The organism is Pseudomonas sp. URMO17WK12:I11 (assembly GCF_007677725.1).
GTDB lineage: Bacteria > Pseudomonadota > Gammaproteobacteria > Pseudomonadales > Pseudomonadaceae > Aquipseudomonas.
In genome coordinates this window covers 1-260 of record NZ_VEDF01000060.1, presented here as the reverse complement: position 1 = coordinate 260, position 260 = coordinate 1, and the positions used below count along the sequence as shown (strand labels likewise).

1 protein-coding gene is annotated in these 260 nt (G+C 66.9%); it reads left to right on the top strand.

Going from position 1 to position 260, the window contains the following annotated elements:
• On the top strand, positions 1–260 hold a 260-nt coding region (locus FS665_RS23210), incomplete at both ends, for an AMP-binding protein (protein ID WP_145193666.1).

Below are 260 nucleotides of genomic sequence, written 5' to 3'. Positions count from 1 at the left end.
CGTCCTGGCGGCCACCGCGACCCCGAGTACCTGCGTCAAGTCATCGAGCACGAAGCCATCACCACGCTGCACTTCGTGCCCTCGATGCTCGACGTGTTCCTCTCGGCCGTTGGCAGTGAACTGAGCCAGTCCGGCTTGCGCGTGCTGTGCAGTGGCGAAGCCTTGCCGGGCAGCCTGGTTCGGCGCTTCCACAGCCAGCTCCCAGGCAGCGACCTGCACAACCTCTATGGCCCGACCGAAGCCGCGGTGGACGTCAGCGC